At 54.0% G+C, this 14,160-nt stretch carries 13 protein-coding genes; 1 reads left to right on the top strand and 12 read right to left on the bottom strand.

All coding sequences use genetic code 11. The annotated features are described in order from the left end of the window. Nucleotides 1-74 precede the first annotated feature (74 nt). The 12 genes from HNR64_RS02200 to HNR64_RS17020 all read right to left on the bottom strand — a co-directional run bounded on the left by HNR64_RS02200 (nt 75) and on the right by HNR64_RS17020 (nt 13,241). Complete coding sequence (locus tag HNR64_RS02200; RefSeq protein ID WP_204994951.1) at nt 75-1,256, bottom strand: acetyl-CoA C-acyltransferase family protein; 1,182 nt, start codon at nt 1,254-1,256, stop codon at nt 75-77. A 599-nt stretch (nt 1,257-1,855) separates the two neighbouring features. Next, on the bottom strand, nt 1,856-3,685 hold the full coding sequence (gene glmS / locus HNR64_RS02195; RefSeq protein WP_204994950.1) for a glutamine--fructose-6-phosphate transaminase (isomerizing): 1,830 nt from the start codon (nt 3,683-3,685) through the stop codon (nt 1,856-1,858). Between the two features lie 26 nt (nt 3,686-3,711). Continuing rightward, complete coding sequence (glmU, locus tag HNR64_RS02190) at nt 3,712-5,073, bottom strand: bifunctional UDP-N-acetylglucosamine diphosphorylase/glucosamine-1-phosphate N-acetyltransferase GlmU (RefSeq protein WP_204994949.1); 1,362 nt, start codon at nt 5,071-5,073, stop codon at nt 3,712-3,714. A gap of 122 nt (nt 5,074-5,195) precedes the next feature. Further along, entirely contained in the window at nt 5,196-5,801 is a 606-nt protein-coding gene (locus HNR64_RS02185; protein ID WP_288362846.1) for a DUF2238 domain-containing protein, read from the bottom strand. 18 nt (nt 5,802-5,819) lie between these two features. Beyond that, nucleotides 5,820-6,254, bottom strand: a complete 435-nt coding sequence (locus HNR64_RS02180; RefSeq protein ID WP_204994948.1) for an SRPBCC domain-containing protein — start codon at nt 6,252-6,254, stop codon at nt 5,820-5,822. Between the two features lie 20 nt (nt 6,255-6,274). Further along, nucleotides 6,275-6,994, bottom strand: coding sequence for a polyamine aminopropyltransferase (locus HNR64_RS02175; protein ID WP_239547532.1), 720 nt, complete (start codon nt 6,992-6,994; stop codon nt 6,275-6,277). Between the two features lie 69 nt (nt 6,995-7,063). Next, on the bottom strand, nt 7,064-8,362 hold the full coding sequence (locus tag HNR64_RS02170) for an alpha/beta hydrolase (protein ID WP_204994946.1): 1,299 nt from the start codon (nt 8,360-8,362) through the stop codon (nt 7,064-7,066). A gap of 175 nt (nt 8,363-8,537) precedes the next feature. After that, entirely contained in the window at nt 8,538-9,770 is a 1,233-nt protein-coding gene (locus tag HNR64_RS02165) for an NAD(P)/FAD-dependent oxidoreductase (protein ID WP_204994945.1), read from the bottom strand. A gap of 13 nt (nt 9,771-9,783) precedes the next feature. After that, nucleotides 9,784-10,263 carry a styrene oxide isomerase gene (locus HNR64_RS02160; protein ID WP_036256990.1) on the bottom strand — a complete coding sequence of 160 codons (480 nt, stop codon included), beginning with the start codon at nt 10,261-10,263 and terminating at the stop codon, nt 9,784-9,786. Between the two features lie 25 nt (nt 10,264-10,288). After that, a complete protein-coding gene (locus tag HNR64_RS02155) occupies nt 10,289-10,702 on the bottom strand; it encodes a hypothetical protein (protein WP_027874987.1) in 414 nt (137 codons plus the stop codon). A gap of 37 nt (nt 10,703-10,739) precedes the next feature. Continuing rightward, nucleotides 10,740-11,648, bottom strand: a complete 909-nt coding sequence (locus HNR64_RS17025; protein ID WP_338061800.1) for a TonB-dependent receptor domain-containing protein — start codon at nt 11,646-11,648, stop codon at nt 10,740-10,742. Between the two features lie 114 nt (nt 11,649-11,762). Then, nucleotides 11,763-13,241, bottom strand: a complete 1,479-nt coding sequence (locus HNR64_RS17020) for a TonB-dependent receptor (RefSeq protein ID WP_239547431.1) — start codon at nt 13,239-13,241, stop codon at nt 11,763-11,765. Between the two features lie 234 nt (nt 13,242-13,475). Here HNR64_RS17020 and HNR64_RS02145 point away from each other — a divergent pair, with 234 nt between their 5' ends. After that, the gene (locus HNR64_RS02145; RefSeq protein ID WP_239547429.1) at nt 13,476-14,144 is read left to right on the top strand and encodes a pseudouridine synthase; all 669 of its coding nucleotides are present in this window, start codon (nt 13,476-13,478) and stop codon (nt 14,142-14,144) included. Nucleotides 14,145-14,160 lie beyond the last annotated feature (16 nt).

Below are 14,160 nucleotides of genomic sequence, written 5' to 3'. Positions count from 1 at the left end.
GCTGGGGAAACTGAACGGAGAGAAGTGGGTGTGGAATTCACCGGCGGCTATTGCAGCCGCCGGTGTTGAAAGGCTTATACGCGCTCGAAGATAACCGCGATACCCTGACCACCACCAATACACATGGTGACCAGCGCATATTTACCACCGGTGCGCTGCAGCTCGTAGATCGCCTTAGTGGCGATGAACGCGCCAGAACAACCTACTGGGTGACCCAGTGCAATGGCACCACCGTTGGGGTTGGTCTTGCTCAAGTCCAGACCCAGACCTTTAGCCACCGCTAGGGCCTGCGAAGCGAAGGCTTCGTTGGATTCGATCACATCCATGTCTGCCACTGACAGACCGGCCTTCTCCAAAGCTTTCGTAGATGCTGGGATCGGGCCCTCACCCATCACGTCGTTAGGAACACCGGCTACCGCGTAGGACACGATGCGTGCAATCGGCTTTTGACCCGCTTTCTCCGCCGCTTCGGCAGAAGCCAAGACCATAAACGCAGCACCGTCATTCAAACCCGACGAGTTGCCCGCGGTTACCGAGCCATCCTTTTTAAAGGCGGGGCGCAGTTTCGCCAGCGTGTCGACGGTGGTGCCGGGCTTCACGTGCTCATCGGTATCGAAAACCACTTCACCCTTGCGGGTTTTCAGCGTGACGGGCGCGATTTGCTCTTTGAAGTAACCCGCTTCAATGGCAGCGGCAGCGCGGCGGTGAGACTCGGCAGCAAAGGCGTCTTGCTCTTCGCGGCTGATCTCCCATTTGTCTGCCAGGTTTTCAGCGGTAATGCCCATGTGGCCCACACCGAAGGGGTCGGTCAACGCCGAGGTCATCGCGTCGAGCATTTCTACATTGCCCATGCGTGCACCGTTGCGCATGGTGGGCGACAAGTAAGCGCTGCGCGACATGACTTCCACACCACCGCCAATACCGTAGTCGCAATCACCCAACATAATGTTTTGGGCAGTGGTGACAATGGCTTGCAGGCCCGAGCTACACAGGCGGTTTACACCCATCGCCACGGAATCCATCGGCAGGCCAGCCTGAATTGACGCCACACGCGCCACGTAGGCATAGCGAGAGTCAGTGGGAATACAGTTACCCACTGTCACGTAGTTAATGTTCTGAGGATCAACAGAAGAGCGATCAATGGCCGCCTTCATAATCTGGCCGCCCAACTCATGGGGCTCGATACCGCTCAGGCCGCCACCGTAAGTCCCAATGCCCGAACGGGCCGCGCTCAATACAACAACATCTTGGGTCATGAAATTCTCTCCTGTTTAGTCAACGGTAGCGTACAGACCCCACCAGCACTGCGCCAGGGCGTCGCAAGGTAGGCGCTACTATAACGAGTACCGACATCAATACAATAAACAGAGGAAATCCCTACCATTTATTTTATTTATCTAACTGTGATAAATACGGCCTACCAGCGCCGAGGCCGCTTAGAAAAACAACAACTTAGGCAATGAGCCAAATGCTAATTATCCACACTTTTTTGTAAGGGCAGAAAAAGGGCATCCACCGCTTTTGAATAAAACGCCCTGAATAGTATTAGGGTAAAGAGCAAAAATCCCACCTCTGGCTTACCCACACTGAAAAAGTAGGCGCAGAGCAACGCCAGAACCAGTGATAGCGCCACCGTATAAAACCTCCCCACTTCCACCCCGGTCTGACAGCGCGGACAGCGATGTAAGACGCCCACTTTAAAGTCTTGCGGGGCGATGCACGTCTCTTTGCAGTGTGGGCATCTTCTTTTCATAGCGGCCTGTAAAACACCTAGTGAATATAAAAAAGCGGTGTGACTCCAACCCACTGCACGGCCGGGTCACCGCGCCGTGAGCGAGAACGCCGTTAAGCGCGCTTACTCCACCGTTACCGACTTGGCGAGGTTTCTCGGCTGATCAACATCGGTGCCTTTTAAAATCGCCACGTGGTAGCTCAGCAGTTGCAGAGGAATGGTGTACAAAATCGGTGCGACGATATCGCTGACATGGGGCAGCTCAATAATCTGCAAGCTGGGCTCGGGGCTAAAGCCAGCGGCTTTGTCGGCGAAAACAAAGAGCTGTCCGCCGCGCGCCTGCACTTCTTGAAGATTGGATTTCAGCTTTTCCAGCAGCTCGTCATTGGGGGCCACAGCGATAACCGGCATGTCGCTGTCCACCAGCGCCAGCGGACCGTGTTTAAGCTCGCCAGCGGGATAACTTTCGGCGTGGATATAAGAAATTTCCTTCAGCTTAAGCGCACCTTCCATCGCCACCGGCCACTGCGCACCGCGCCCCAGAAATAAGGCGTGGTGCTTGTCGGCAAAGGCTTCTGACATTTGCTGGATCGCTGCATCCAGGGTCAGGGTTTCGTCGAGTCGAGCGGGCAGTTGGTGCAAGGCGGCAACAATGCTTTGCTCTTCCTCTTCGGTGAGGTCGTGGTGGCGACCCAGCGCAACAGTAAGCAGCAACAGTGCCACCAGCTGGGTGGTGAAGGCCTTGGTCGATGCCACACCGATTTCCGGGCCGGCCTCGGTCATTAAATAGAGATCGGACTCGCGTACCAGCGAGCTGAGCGCCACATTGCAGATGGTGAGGCTGGCGCTGTAACCAAGGGTTTTGGCCAGCCGCAGGGCGGCCAGCGTATCGGCCGTTTCACCGGACTGACTGATGGTGACGAACAGGGTGTTTTCCTGCACTTTGAATTTGCGGTAGCGAAACTCGCTGGCAACTTCGACCCGGCAAGGCACACCGGCGATGCCTTCGATCCAATACTTGGCGACCATGCCTGCGTGATAGCTGGTACCACAGGCCACAATCTGCACCGAGGATACCGACTGCAAAATGTCGTTGGCGCGCGGCCCCATCGCCTCGGCCAGCACTTTTTTGCTGCCCAGTCGCCCCGCCAGTGAGCGCTGAATAACCGTGGGCTGCTCGTAGATTTCCTTGAGCATGTAGTGGCGGTAATGGCCCTTGTCGGCGGATTCCGCGGCGGCATCGATCTGGCTGACTTCGCGGGTGACCGGCTCCAGGTCGGCATTCCAAATGCGGTAGTGACCAACGGTCACTTCGGCAATATCGCCCTCTTCCAGATACACAAAGCGATCGGTCACCTGGCGCAGCGCCAGTTGGTCAGAGGCGATAAAGTTCTCGCCAATACCCATACCAATGACCAGTGGGCTGCCCTTGCGCGCACACACCAGTTTGTCGGGTTGGTCGGCGTGGATAACGGCCAGACCATAGGCACCCTCCAACTCCGTTACCGCCAGCTTGACCGCGCCGAGCAGGTCGCGCTGCTGTTGGTAATAGTGGTGGACCAAATGAACGATGGTTTCCGTGTCGGTGGCCGATAAAAAGGTATAGCCCAGCGCTTTGAGTTTGCTGCGCAGCGCTTCATGGTTTTCGATAATGCCGTTGTGTACCAGCGACAGCTTGCCGGAATTGTGGGGGTGGGCATTGGCTTCCGAGGGTTCGCCGTGGGTGGCCCAGCGGGTGTGGGCAATGCCAGTGTGGCCCGGCAGCGGCTGCTCGCCCAGCGCCTGTGCCAGCGCCTCGACTTTACCCACACGCTTGCGGCAGTCGTTGTCGCCATTGGCTGAGATAACCGCCATACCGGCTGAGTCGTAGCCCCGGTATTCCAGGCGACGCAAGCCCTCTAGCAGAATTCCAGCAACTTCTCGTTGGGCAACAGCACCGACGATTCCACACATATTCGAGCCCTAATAAATAGTAGCGATCAGGATGTTTTAACGGGCCGCTTCCAGCCCTTGATATTGCGTTGGCGGCCACGGGCAACGCCCAGTTCGCCGTCGGCGACATTTCCGGTGATGGTTGAGCCCGCCGCCACCGTCGCGCCCTCGCCCACCGACACCGGCGCGACCAGCGCGGTATTGGAGCCGACAAAGGCACCATCGCCAATCTCGGTGCGAGATTTGTTCACTCCATCATAGTTGCAGGTAATGGTTCCCGCACCAATATTTACGCCCGCGCCAAGGCTGGCATCGCCAACATAGCTAAGGTGATTGATTTTGCTGCCCTCACCCACCTGCGCGTTTTTGGTTTCCACAAAATTGCCAATGCGCGCTGCATCGGCCAGCACAGTGCCAGGGCGCAAACGCGCAAAGGGGCCAATGGTGCACTGCTGACCGACCACCGCATCTTCTAACACCGAGTTGGCCTTGATGACCGTACCCGCCGCCACGCGGCTGTTGCTGATCACGCAGTTGGGGCCAATTTCTACGCCGTCACCCAGCTCAACTTCGCCTTCAAACACACAGTTCACATCAATGCTGACATCCTGACCGATGGACAGCGTGCCGCGCACATCAATACGTTGGGCGTCGGCCAGGGTGGCGCCGTCGGTCATTAGTTGCTCGGCGATCAAGCGCTGGTACTGGCGCTCCAGCGCATTGAGTTGCAGACGATTGTTCACGCCCTCCACTTCCCACAGCGCCTCGGGCTGAGCCACGTCAACGGCAACTCCCGCCGCCACCGCCATGGCAATAATATCTGTTAGGTAGTACTCGCCTTGCGCATTGTCAGCCGACAGCGCAGGCAGCCACTCACGCAGGTACTTGGCAGGAAGGGCCATCATGCCGGTGTTCACTTCCCGAACGGCGAGTTGCTCGGGGCTGGCATCTTTTTGCTCAACAATGGCCTGCACCGCACCGTCGGTATTGCGAATAATGCGACCATAACCAGTGGGGTCGTCCAGCGTGGCGGTGAGCAACACCAACGTGTCGCGGCAGCGGGCAACCATGGCCTGCAAGGTTTCGGGGCGCACCAGCGGCACGTCGCCGTAGGTAATCAACACCGTGGCATCCTCGGCTACCGCGGCCAAGCCCTGAGCCACCGCGTGACCCGTGCCCTTCTGCTCCGCCTGCAAGGCCCACTGTAAGTTGGGGTGCGAAACCCCGGCCTTCACCTGCTCGGCGCCGTGTCCCACCACCACATGAATAGCGGCCGGATCAGTTTGCGCGGCCGCATCGATGGCGTGCTGCAACATCGGCTTGCCCGCCAATGGGTGCAACACTTTGGGTAAGGCCGAACGCATACGAGTACCCTGACCCGCTGCAAGGATAATGACTTCTAAAGACACCGATGATCCCTTCAATACCGTGGCGACAGGAGAATGGTAACGAATGCCGCCCACCGCGACCAGCGCGGTGAACGTAAGTACTTGCTATAAATGGAAAAGCTCAGTGAACCAACACCCAGCGACTACACAAATCGGCCACCCACCAACTGACGGTCATGGCAGCGCGACAAGCAAACCAGCGACGTGATGGCACCGACCAACGCCAGTGCCATATCCGACTGGGTGTCCCACTCATAACCTTGGGTGCCAAGGAAGGCTTCCGCGCCTTCACCGCTTAGCTCGGCCACCCACCATTCGATAAGTTCGTAGAAGGCGCTAAACGCGAGGCAGATAGCCACCACAAACAGTGCCAACCAGCGGCTGCCGTTCACCGCCTTTTTGCGAATAAAGATTTCCCGCGCCAAGACAGCGGGCACAAAACCCTGAAAGAAGTGGCCAATTTTGTCGTAGTTATTGCGCTCGCTGCCAAACCAACCATCAAAGCCGGGCACTTCGGCATAGGTGTAGTGGCCGCCGACCATCAGTATCACGCAGTGCAATAAAATCAGCGTATAGAGCAGCGGCGTGAGCGGAAACTGCCGGTATGTTGCCGCCATAACAACGACGCCAATAACCGCGGGCGCGACTTCCAACAGCCAGGTAAAGGGGTCGTGGGGCCCAATACCCGACCACAGCAACACCGCCGTAAACACCACAATCCAGATAGCTTTAATGGCCTTGCTCCTCACATTTACGGGGTGCGTTAGTTACGTCAACGCTTCAGCACGGCGAACCAGGCCGCGAGTCATGCCCTGAAAGCCGCGCGCCAAGTGCTTGCCCAATAGCAGGCGCACCAGCGGCGACAGCCCGCCGCGCAGGATAAACACCGATTCATAGCGGCAGCTGCTGTTATCCAACGCTGTTAGGCGGTGCTGGCGCGAACTGGATAAAAGGCCCAGCGGCAATTGAATGCCGTACTCCAGGTATTCGGCCGCCGTGTTTGCGCGGATGGTTTCGGTTTGAGAAATACACCGCGAGGGCAGCAGTTGTACCTGCATAAAAATAGGCTCGCCCACAACAAAGCTGGATTTGCAGGCCACGATAAACGGATTCCATACGGCGTAGTGGGCGGTATCGAGTAGAACCTGCCAGACTTTTTCGGCCGGGGCCGCCACGGTTTCGGTAAAGCGAATTTCAAACATATTGCTGCCCTGGTTAACGACTACTCGGCCGCCACGGTGCACACATACACCGAGTTGGTGGACTCGGTATTTTGGAAGGGGTTGTAAAACGACACCACGTGGGACGCCACGCTAGCGAATACGCTGCCTAGCAGCGCTTCAAATTCGGCGTCGGGCAGATTTTGCGACCACATGGCAAACACGCCACCGGGCTTGAGCTGGCTAGCCATTAGCGAGAGGTTTTGCGTGGTATAAAAACCGGCGTTGGCGGCGTTGAGAAACTCCGACGGCGAGTGATCGATATCCAATAATATGGCGTCGAAACGCTTGCCGGGTACCGCCGGGTCAAAGCCAAGTTCGGGCTGGGTGGCCAGCTCAAAAAAGCTGCCCAGCACATAGCGGTTGCGGCTATCGGCGTTGAGAATTTTACCCAGCGGCACTTTTTCGTCGCGGTGCCAGCCGATCACCGTGTCCAGCGCCTCCACGATAAACAACTCATCAATTCGCGCGTCTTCCAGGGCTTTAACGGCGGTGTAACCAAGGCCCAGGCCGCCCACCACCACGCTGAGGTTTTCGCCCTGCACAGCGGCTAAGCCCAGGGTCGACAGGGCTTCCTCGGCATCGTAAAACATGCTCGACATCAGAAACTCGTCGCCCAGTTTTACCTCGTAAATATCGCGCTCACCCAATGCGGGAATGCGCCGCCGACGCAGGGAAATTTCACCCAGGGCAGAGTCCTGGCTGTCGATTTCTTCAAACATTAGCGACACGGTGATGCTTCCTTATTCAGTCTGTTGCGGTGCGCCGACCATCATACGCAATATTGGTCGCTACAGCTCGTCGCCTGACGGCGCCAAACCATTGCCGCGGTAGCTTTGCTCGCTGTCGCCAATACGCACCAGGCTGTCGTGCAAATACGACAAATGCGGATGGCCGCCAAGCAGGGTCAACAGCGCCTGAGTATTGTTGTTTAGGTAGTACTCCATCCATGCCAGCGAGTAGTTCGCGGCAATTTCGCGACCCCAGGTTGAGGTGGGCAGCAAGGGATAATTAGTGTGCTGCGCATGACTGGCTGCCTCGGCAACAATAAAGGCGCGGTCGCTACTCAGGCTGTCGTAGAGCGGGCGCACCACGGCGGGGTTCACAAAGGGCAGTGGCGCAATGGGGCCATCGTGATCGCCGGTTTGGATCATCACCGGTATCGGACTGGCGGTGACCGACTCGAATACTGGCGCCGCCGCCACAACCGCGCGAACGCGAACCGGGTTGGGCTCGGCGGCATCGGCGGCCTCTTGTTCCTGCACGCGTAGCGCCGCAGCCGCGCCCATGCTATGGCCAATCACGCCCAGCCGGTCGGCATCCAACGCGGCGGCCACGGGCGAGTCTTCAAACAAGTAGCGAATGGCATCTTGGGCATCGTGCAAGTTGTTGTCCGGGTCGGACTCGCCGGCATCATCCGAGCGGCCCTGGCCGCTGAAGTCGAAGGCGAACACTACATAGCCATTGTCGGCGAACAGGCGGTGCCACCAACGATACATGGCGGTGTTGGTGTTTAAGCCCTGCAGGGCAACAATCACCGGGAACGGCCCCTGCGTAGGCGGTACCAAACCCTGTTTGGGCAGCACGATTTCACCGTGCAGACGAGTGCCGTAGCGGTTATTAAATTCCACCGGCACCAGCGCCACATTGGGGTTTTCGTAAGGGTGACCGTACCAGTGGTAAGCGTGCTCTATGCGCGAGCCATCCTGCCCCTGCGCCAGGGTTGATCGCACCATGTGCTCGACAATCACCGGGTCGCTAATATCGTTAATGGTGTAGCCGAGGGCAACGGGGTCGAACAGGCGGGCAGCCACATCGCGCGGCAGGGCCGCTGACAGCAGCGACAAATTCGTGATCAGTGGCGCCAATTCCTCCGGCGCAGCCGGGGGATCTTCACCGGGTTGCGAGGCCGGCCACGCCCGTAGGCTGCTGCCTGAACCTGCACTACCGCTATTACTACTACTGCTGCTGCCACCGCAGGCTACAAGGGAAAGAATGAGTAAAGGAACAACCAAACCACGAAGAAGCTGTTTTTTCCAACACACGAGTTGGAAACACGTGTTGACAATACGGTAACTGGAGACGCTCATAGAAACTGCCAAGAAATGCACATGGAATTACACACATTGTACACAACGCGGCGTAGTTATTGGGCATACCGAAAATGGAAAGCATCTCGCTGGCTTTCGATCAACATACGAAGAAGGGTAATTTCTCCCGACACCGAAGGGCGACATCAAGATAGCGCCCTATTTCACACGGACACTATCTAGGGTCGAAAAATACGTCTTTTAGATCAACGGTTTCATCCACTACCTTTAATGGATCCGCCGTTTTTCCCTCACTTAAAAATCGCTTGGCCAATAAGAATGCCTTAGGTTGGTTTATCGCATCCACAGCCAAAAGTGTATCGCCACTAAAATAGAAAGCAGCGAAGCTGCGACCACTTTTCGGATCACCACGTAAGACCACCTTGTCAAAACCAGCGCAAGATCCGGCAATCTGCAGTTTTACATCGTATTGATCAGACCAAAACCACGGCAAGGCACGATATGGCTGATACTTACCACATATTGTCCTTGCAGCAACCCTGGCCTGATCATTGGCATTTTGCACTGACTCCAAACGCAGGGTGGTTTTATAGATCGGATTGTAATGGCGGGTGCAATCACCCGCGGCAACGATATCCTCATCACTGGTTTGGGCAAACTCATCTACAACAATGCCATTGTCCACATCTAGTCCAGCCGCTTCTGCAAGCCCAGTCGCCGGGGAAACCCCTATACCAACCAATACCAGGTCGGCCGGAATGTAACTGCCATCGGCCAGGTGAACGCCGGTCACAGAGCCTTCCCCCGCGACTCTATCAATGGACACATCTGTGAGTACCCGAGTGCCCTCTTCGCGATGCACCCTGGCATAGAATTCGGAGATCTCTGGCGATGTCACTCGAGCCAGTACTCGCGGCAATGCCTCTAGTACTGTCACGTCCATGCCAACGGCCCTTAACGACGCTGCAGCCTCAAGGCCAATATAGCCACCACCGATAACGACCGCTGACCGCCCATTGCCAATATACTTACGAATTTCATGAACATCTTGAAGGTCACGCAGGTAACACACTCCCGGCAAATGAATGCCTGGAAGTTTAATTCTCCGTACGCTGGCACCGGTAGTTAAGGCCAGCTTGCTATATGACAGCTCACGCCCGTCTTCGAGAGCTATTTTTTTATCCACGCGGTCAATTTTTAGTACACGCGCCCCAAGCACCACATCAATGTCAGCCTTCTTATAAAAATCGGCTGGACGAATTAATATTTCGCTACCCTCTTTTTCACCATTCAAAGCACTCTTTGAAAGTGGCGGCCGATGATACGGCAGGGATTCTTCGGCGCTAATAAGAGCTATTTTGCCAGACCAACCTTCCTGCCTTAGTGACGCAGCCAGGGTCGCACCCGCGTGGCTACCGCCAATAATCAAGCAATTATCTACAGACATAGGTACCCCCAATTTAAAAGCGATTGCCGGGCTTAGAGAGCAACACGATGACTACCACATATATCAATGAGACAGCTCCCAATAACGCGGGAAAGAAAGCCAGTGCACCTGACAGCGATGCCGCACCCAGCGCGTTGCTTTGCAGTGTAAGGCCATGATTCGGGGCGAACATGCCAAATACATAGAAGCAAAAATTCCCCCAAATGGCGATTGAGCATCCTAAAAATATTTTTCTGCTTGAATCGCCATCTACGCCCAACAATCTAACCGACGAGCCTATAGATATCGCCATTAATGCATTCATAAGCATTCCAGTATGTACCGTTCTCCAGCCCTCGGTCGTGCCAGGAATGTCAACGGGAATGTGTAAGGGAATCGGACTAAGCGAAACCCCACCTATCATTGAAAAAATTAGCGTAAACCCAGAAATTAAAGCGACTAGCAGCGCCCAAAAACCTTGCCGAACCAGCCGGCAGCTGTAAAAATCAGTCATGCCAACATCTCATTATTTACGCTAATTAAAAAAATAATTCATTGATAGAAATTACGTTGACCAGAGCATCGGGGGGCAACAGTAGCTCAATAATGAACAAGGGGTCAGTTGCCGGAAGCGACTCACTAGCTGCAAGGTTTTGGTTTCCAAGGACTACCGCAACCAGCCCCTCGCTAATCCTCAGCGACTCATCAACACCTCTAATAACCGGTATGCCTCTGCCGTCAACAACAGGGAGGTCTTCCACCAAAACGAGGTCACTTAACACCGGGATATCGCGGCCAATAAACAACCCATCTACCTGGGACAAAACACCCACCGGTATTAAGGAGCCCAGCGAACCGCCACTGACGACGGGAATACCCATACTACTCGCAGAATTTGCTGAACTTAGTAAAAAAATTGTTATAAGCGTATAAATATAATTTTTTATTTTCATTTTTATAACCCTATTATCAAATCATAATAAATCGATTTTAGTAACGATATGTCATTTCTAAACCGTAGGTTGCCGGCGCGCCCTGTTGGTAATAATCGAACCCGAAACCAGCCTGTAGATTAATCGCGTAACTATCGTATTTAGTTTCAGTGATGTTTTTTCCCCAAATAGCAATAGTGTAGTCGTCATTGGAACTAAACCAGGTAAACCGCGCATTGTATATTGCGTAGGCATCCTGCTTTATATTTTCGTAGCCAATTTTGTCGTTGTAAGCGCTATACCATTGGTCGTCTTGGTAATTACCATTCAGATTCATACTCAGGTAGCCAGCGTTATTGCTGAATATTTCCCAATCGATTGATACGTTTGCGCTGATCTTGGGTGCTGAAATCAACTCATTACCAGAGAGATCCACAATATCATCGTCATCGTTAACCGTTTGCACGTTTGATAGTTCCAGTTCGGTATATTCCGTCTCAAGAATTCCCATACCTAGCTGGACGGTAAGCGCTTCCGTTATCGCGAAAAACATTTCAGATTCAAAGCCAATGATCTTAGAACCACCCGCGTTTTCAAGAAAGTTAGACACCCCGACTACGTTGATAAATTGTTGGTTGGTGTAGTCGTAGTAAAAGAACGCGCTATTGATGCGAGCGCGCCGATCCCAAAAGTCAGCTTTAATGCCTATTTCATAAGCATCCAGGAATTCAGGAGCGGCATAGGCGTCTTCAAATTCACGCTCTTCGTAATACACGCCAGCATTGAAGTTCCCCGCTCTGAAGCCTTTGCTATATGAGCCATATACCATCAGGGAATCATTCAGACGGTAGTCCATACCTATTTTTCCGGTCCATTCTTTTTCCTGAGCACTCAGCAGGGTCGCTGACTCCTCGGTGTAGGGACCGTGGGTATAGCCAGTTTGTGCCGTTAGCAAAAGGTCATTCACACTTATTTCTCCGGCGAGGAGCTCTTGTATCAACACCCCAGGCTCAAAGGGACTTTGCCCCGCTACATTTGCTGGAATGAAGATATTATCAACACCCGTATTATTCCCTGGAACTTAGGTACCCCTGGGCGATCCGTCATAGCCCACGCGTGAGATATTTAAATAGGGGAGGTCTATCTTGTCGTCGGTATAGCGTACGCCGAAATCAATACCAAAGTCCGCGGTGACGTTCCAACGCATCTGCGAATAGAGTGCAAAGCTCTCTTTCTCAGTTTCCATTTTTTGGTCGAGCGCACCAAAATCCAGTAGATATGGATAGTAACCCCCAACCCCTGGGAAGGTAGCTGCTACACGCGTATCCGGCGGCGTTTCATACAATCGATAAACGTTGTTTAGCTGTTGATCTTCGAACTGGTAGTAAGCGCCCGCTATCAGATCAAAATCCTCTTTAAACGTCGTCGATATCCGTAGATCTTGGCTAAATGCCTGGGTAGCGACCGCCCAATCGATTTCGAGAAGCCCATCAGGACTACCATCTACATTTTGCTGTTGCGCATAATCATTGTCGGTGTAAGACGTAACCGAGGTAACCGTAAAGGCATCATGGATATAATCTATTTTATGCACGTACTGGTCTAAATTAACCACTAAAGCACCAGTGTAGTTATCCTCAACCTCGTAATAGTCTAAGCCCCTCGCAGGCCGGGAGTAGCCGGTATTGTCGATATATCCATTGTTAGGCTGATCGTAGACACCGACCCCAGACGTCTCTAACGCAGTCACCAATGCCGGATTATTTGCCAACCTGCCACGCGGTTCATTGCGACTGGGGCTACCCAAGGCGTCGTTTCTTGCCTTGGTATACTTGAAGACCATATTGATATGATCTGTCATATCATAGTTAAGTACTAGGCGCGCACCCTGGAAATCCTGCTGAGATAGATCAGGTCCGCCAAGCGCATTTTTATAATAGCCGTCGCGACGCGAATAAGAGTAAGCAAGCCTCGCAGCCAGCTTATTTTGGACTAACGTACCCTCTACACCGTAATCGCCTTTATGGCTGTTGTAGTTCCCAACTCCCTGCTTAGCATCGAAGTGAAGACCATCGTCGATCTGCGGAGTTTTCGTAACAATATTGATAGCTCCACCCGTAGTATTCTTGCCGTACAGTGTTCCTTGAGGACCGCGCAATACCTCCAACCGAGCTACGTCAAAAAAACTCATCCCATGGGTATACACGGCACCCATATATGCTTCGTCGTTATACACACCTATTGGGCTTGCTTGGTTTGAGCTGTAGTCCGACATGCTAACGCCGCGAACCGAAAAAATCGGCTGTACTTCTCCGTAAGGGCCACTAACTTGCATATTTGGCACCTGGGCCGATATGTCATTAGCGCTAGAAAATCCAAATTTTTCCAGTTGATTCTCCGACATACCGGTAATTGCGATTGGTGTGTCTTGCGTGCTCTCAGATTTTTTCTGAGCTGTAACAATCACCTCCTCGAGCATAGGAGCAGCGACTGCTGTACTCCCAACACTAAGCAGACCAATACTAATAGCACTGCCTAGCAATAACTTCCGCGACTCCATTATTATTATCTCCCGCAACTTTAGATATTATGATTTATAACCTCACGCAAGATACGCTTGTGCGTTTATGAATAGCCGCCATTATTATTCAAATCAGGTCAAGCTATTGCCCGTCGCCAAAGGTACTTACACGATAATTACCAAAGCGGGTCCCCATCTACCCGCAATAATACGCGCATGACTGCCAACACGACTCGCCTCGACCGTTTCATCCGCCAGCATACGGCGTTCGCTATGTCGGATACGCGGCTGTTATTGGCGCAGGGGCGTATCCTGGTGGATGGGGAGCTGGCCCAGTCGATTAACCAACGTATTGATCGCTTTAGTCGCGTTGAAGTGGATGGGCTGTGCCTGCAAGCGGACTCACCGTTGTATATTGCCTTGAATAAGCCGAAAGGGGTGGTGAGCGCGACGAAGGATGATGCTCACCGCACGGTGATTGATGTGCTGGATCACCCGCGCAAGGCGGAGCTGCATTTCGTCGGTCGCTTGGACTTTAATACCACGGGTTTGGTGTTGCTTAGCAATGACGGCGGCTGGTCGCGGCGTATCAGTTTGCCGGAAACGAAGCTCGCCAAGGTGTATTGGGTGGAGGTGGCCACGCCGCTCTCCCAGGACTATATCGATGCCTTTCAGCGCGGTGTTTATTTTGCTTATGAGGGCATTACCACTCAGCCCGCGCAGTTGCAGATTCTGTCGGCCACCACGGCGCGGCTAACGCTTACCGAGGGTAAGTACCACCAGGTGAAGCGGATGTTCGGCGCTTTTGATAACGAGGTGTTGGCACTGCATCGCGAGTCGGTGGGGCCGGTAGCCTTGGCGGACTTAGCCCTGGGTGAAAGCCGCTTGTTGAGTAGTGAAGAGCTTGCGGCGATAGCGCGATATACTGCCCCGCCAACGTAAGGACGCGAAGACGGCA

This window comes from Spongiibacter marinus (assembly GCF_016906995.1).
GTDB classification, from domain to species: domain Bacteria; phylum Pseudomonadota; class Gammaproteobacteria; order Pseudomonadales; family Spongiibacteraceae; genus Spongiibacter; species Spongiibacter marinus.
The sequence above is the reverse complement of the archived record's forward strand: the minus strand, read 5'-3'. Positions and strand labels throughout refer to the sequence as shown.